Here is a 4,002-nt window from a genome sequence, read left to right as displayed (position 1 = left end):
GTGTTGGGCGTCGTCGTTGTCGGAGCGCACGCCCGGGTCGGGGGGCGCATCCTGCCCGGTTTCCGGCGGCGCGTCCAGTGCCTCGCCACTGTTTTTGTCGGCGCCAAGCACCTCGTCGTCGATGGCGAGCTCCTCCTGGCTCGTAAGCTCATGCATCGGCGGCAGCGCGTTCAGCGTCTTGAGGCCGAAGTCGTCGAGAAAGCCGCGGGTGGTGGCGTAGACCGCCGGGCGGCCGGGCACGTCGCGGTGGCCGACCACGCGAATCCAGCCGCGCTCCATCAGCGTGCGAATGATCGAGCTCGATACACTCACCCCGCGCACCTCCTCGATATCACCCCGGGTGACCGGCTGGCGGTAGGCAATCAGCGCCAGGGTCTCGAGAAGCGCCCGGGAGTAGCGCTGCGGGCGCTCGTCCCAGAGCCGCGAGACCCACTGCGACAAGCGCGGGCGAATGCGCAGCTGAAAGCCGGAGGCACTATCCACCAGCTCCAGCGACCCGGCGGCGTGGCGCTCGGAAAGCCGGCCCAGCGCTTCACGCAGGCTGCGCGGTCCGGGGCTCTCGCCGTCCAGGAACAGGGTTTCCAGGCGCTCGACGCTCAAGGGCTCGCCGGCGGCGAGCAGGGCGGCTTCGATGATGTCGTCCAAAGGGGGGCTGTTCACGGCTCGTCCTCGCCGGTGTCGTCGGTGTCGTCGGTGTCGTCGGTGTCGTCGGTGTCGTCGGTGTCGAATGAAGCGTCAGCGGCGGCGTCCTCGAAGGCGTCACTTTCCTGCTCCTCGGGCTCGAAGGCACTCTCTTCGTCGGCCAGCGCTGCCGGCCTTGCGCGCACGTGGATCGGCGAAAGCGGCGCATTCTGCACGATCTCGATCATCGCCTCCTTGGCAAGTTCCAGGATCGCCATGAAGGTGACCACCACGCCGCCGCGCCCCTCTTCCAGGGTGAACAGCGCCTCGAACGGCGTGTAACGCCCCTGGGCCTCGTCGCCGGCCAAAATCTCCATGATCTTGAGCATCCGCTCGCGGGTCGAGAGCACCTCGCGGCTGATCTGGTGGCTCTGGGTCAGCTCGGCGCGCTTGAGAATGCCCGAGAGCGCGCCGAGCAGCTCGTCGAGCTCGACGTCCGGGTGGATCACGCGCGTTTCGATCGGCGGAAGCCCGGCCTGCACGCTGAACCAGTCGCGCCCCACCCGGGGCAGCGTATCGAGCGTCTCGGCGGCGTCCTTCAAGCGCTCGTACTCCTGCAGCCGTCGGATCAGCTCGGCGCGCGGGTCCTCTTCCTCCTCGCCTTCCGCCTTGGGCGGGCGCGGCAGCAGCGTGCGCGACTTGATCTCGGCGAGCATCGCGGCCATCAAGAGGTACTCGCCGGCAAGCTCGATCTGCATCGCCTTCATCAGCTCCACGTACTCGATGTACTGGTGGGTGATGGCGGCGACGTCGATCGCTAGGATATCGAGATTCTGGCGACGAATCAGATACAAGAGCAGATCCAGCGGCCCCTCGAAGGTCTCGAGGAATACCTTGAGCGCCTCCGGCGGGATGTAGAGATCCTCGGGCAGTTGGGTGATCGGCTCGTCGAACAGCCGCCCGAGCGCCTCCACCATCGGCTCTTCGATGGCGGATTCGATCTCGTTGGCGGGGTCGAGCGTCTCACTCACGCGGGGGGATTCCTCGTCGGCTCGCAGGCGATGGTGCCATCAGGTGCCAGTGTAACAGCGCCGGGCTCACGGGGCATCGCTGCCGGCATCGGCCGCCTTGCGAAAGCGCCCCTGGTAGTCGAAGAGCTTGTCGCGTAGCTGCCAGTGGCGCCCCACCTTGCGCCCGACCACGAAGTCCGGCCGGCGCAGCCGCTGGCGCTGGCCCACCACCTCCTCGGCGCTTTCGGGTTTCCACGCGATGCCCGGCGCGCGGGCGTGGTCCTTCAGAAAGGCATGGTAGAAGGCGTGACGCTGAGCGCCGGTCTCGAGCGCAAACCACTCGGAAAGGCTCTCGCCATCCTCGTCATGGTAGGTGACCTTGAGCCGGGGAAGCCCACGCCCGTTGACGGTAGCGACGAGCTCCATGCCGCTGACCCGCAGCACCTTGGCATCCTTGAGCTTCAACGCGTCCTTGAGCTTGTCGTCGGCGTCGACCAGCAGCGCTTGGCAGCCGTGGCAGCGCCGTGCGGCGATGTCGTTCTCCGCGCCGCACTGATCGCACACCTTGAAGCGAAAGCGAAAGTCGCACTGCACGCGCTTGCCCTGATCGCTTTCGACCAGCCCTTGGCAGCGCCGGCCGAAGTGCTCGAGGACGATCTCGCCGTCGCGCTTGCCCCAGAACAGGTTGGCGTGCTCGCAGGCCGGGCACACCACCTGCACCGGCTCCGAGTCGCTGTCGGGCTTGGGCTCGCCTACCTCCGGCGCATACAGGTTCCAGGGGTTGCCGGCGTAGTCGAGCACCAGGCAGTTCTGCTTGCCCGGCGAAAGCCGCAGCCCGCGCCCGACGATCTGCTGGTAGAGGCTCACCGACTCGGTGGGGCGCAAAATCGCGATCACGTCCACGTGGGGCGCGTCGAACCCGGTGGTCAGCACCGAGACGTTGACCAGGTACTTGAGCGCGCGCGCCTTGAACGCATCGATCAGCCGCTCGCGCTCCTGGCTGTCGGTGTCGCCGGTGATCAGCGCCGCCTCGCCCGCTGGCAGGTAGCCCATGATCTCCTCGGCATGGGCGACGGTCGCGGCGAAGATCATCACGCCCTGGCGCTCTTTGGCACGTTCGACGATCTGCTCGACGATGCCCGGCGTTGCGCGGCTTTTCGCCACCACCTCGTTGAGCTCGCGCTCGACGAACTGGCCCGTCGGCGCCGGCACCAGGCGCGAGAAGTCGTAGCCTTCGATGGCCATGTCCAGGCGCTCGGGCGGAGTCAGGTAGCCTTGCTTGACCATCAGGCGCAGGGGCTGTTCGAACACGCAGTCGGTGAAGAAGCTCTCGGCGTCGCCGCGCACCATGCCGTGGTAATGGCGGTGGTAGATGAAGCCCTGGCCCAGCCGATAAGGGGTCGCGGTCAGCCCCAGTATCTTGAGCTGTGGATTGTAGCGCTTGAGGTGCGCGATCACCTTCTGGTAGCTCGAGGTCTTCTCCAGCGACACCCGGTGGCACTCGTCGATCACCAGCAGCGTGAAGTTCTCGTCCGCGAAGGACGCCAAGTTGCGCACCACCGACTGCACCGAGCCGAACACCACCTGGCGGCTTGATTCGCGGCGCTTGAGCCCGGCGCTGAAGATATCCGCCTCGAGCCCGTAGGCCTGGTATTTGGCGTGGTTCTGCTCGACCAGTTCGCGCACGTGGGCCAGCGCCAGCACGCGGCCCCGAGCCAGCCGCGCAAGCTCGGCGATCACCAGGGATTTTCCGCTGCCGGTCGGCAGGACCACCACGGCGGGATCGCTGCCGCGGCGAAAATGCTCGACCACGCGCACGACCGCCTGCTGCTGGTAGTCGCGAAGCGTCGGAAGGGGCGCACACGCGTTATATAACAATGATCAACCTGTTCTTGAACCTTTGGAGGAGGATGCCATCACACGAATTAGGGAGCACGGGTTTTAGCTGAAGTTCACGTCCCCGCCAGGCGGGGGAGCACACAAGGAGTATGCCATGTCGACCAACCATTTCAGCTCCGAGTGCCCGACGTGCGGTAGCCGGCTCAAGCGCTTGCCCGCCACTCGGCGCAACAATATCCATGTCTACTGCATGGATTGCGGTCACGATTTCGGTCGCTACGAAACCATGGTCCAGCGCTATCGCCAGACGCTGACCGACCTGGAAGCGGATCTCGGCGTCAGCGCCGGGGCGGGTGAAAAAAGCACCTCGTCGCAGCCCCATCACTGAAGACCTCGTCACTGAAGCATGCAGCAATGGTCACCTTGAAACGCCAAGCGGTGGCAGAACCATGTTCTGCCACCGCTTTTTAACGCTCGGCGATCGACCGGGTCGACGGCCTAGCCGAGCCAGACGCGGGCGTTACGGAACAGC

General features: G+C 66.1%; 4 protein-coding genes. 1 reads left to right on the top strand and 3 read right to left on the bottom strand.

Annotation, left to right across the window (positions count from 1 at the left end; translation table 11 throughout):
• From scpB to BIS11_RS12345, 3 genes are all read right to left on the bottom strand, one after another.
• Window positions 1-660 (bottom strand): SMC-Scp complex subunit ScpB (gene scpB, locus BIS11_RS12355; RefSeq protein WP_253586143.1); only part of this gene is annotated, 660 nt, incomplete at its 3' end.
• The gene (locus tag BIS11_RS12350) at window positions 657-1,652 is read right to left on the bottom strand and encodes a ScpA family protein (RefSeq protein WP_253424169.1); all 996 of its coding nucleotides are present in this window, start codon (window positions 1,650-1,652) and stop codon (window positions 657-659) included. The genes BIS11_RS12350 and scpB, both read right to left, overlap by 4 nt.
• 66 nt (window positions 1,653-1,718) lie before the next feature.
• Complete coding sequence (locus BIS11_RS12345; RefSeq protein WP_301282991.1) at window positions 1,719-3,509, bottom strand: DEAD/DEAH box helicase; 1,791 nt, start codon at window positions 3,507-3,509, stop codon at window positions 1,719-1,721.
• Window positions 3,510-3,624: 115 nt separating this feature from the next.
• On the opposite strand from BIS11_RS12345, the gene BIS11_RS12340 reads away from it, so the two are divergent.
• Window positions 3,625-3,858: a transposase gene (locus BIS11_RS12340; protein WP_253424166.1), complete on the top strand. Its 234-nt coding sequence runs from the start codon at window positions 3,625-3,627 to the stop codon at window positions 3,856-3,858.
• Window positions 3,859-4,002: the final 144 nt, after the last annotated feature.

Source organism: Halomonas sp. 707D4, assembly GCF_024158685.1.
In the GTDB taxonomy this organism is placed as follows: domain Bacteria; phylum Pseudomonadota; class Gammaproteobacteria; order Pseudomonadales; family Halomonadaceae; genus Vreelandella.
The sequence above is the reverse complement of the archived record's forward strand: the minus strand, read 5'-3'. Positions and strand labels throughout refer to the sequence as shown.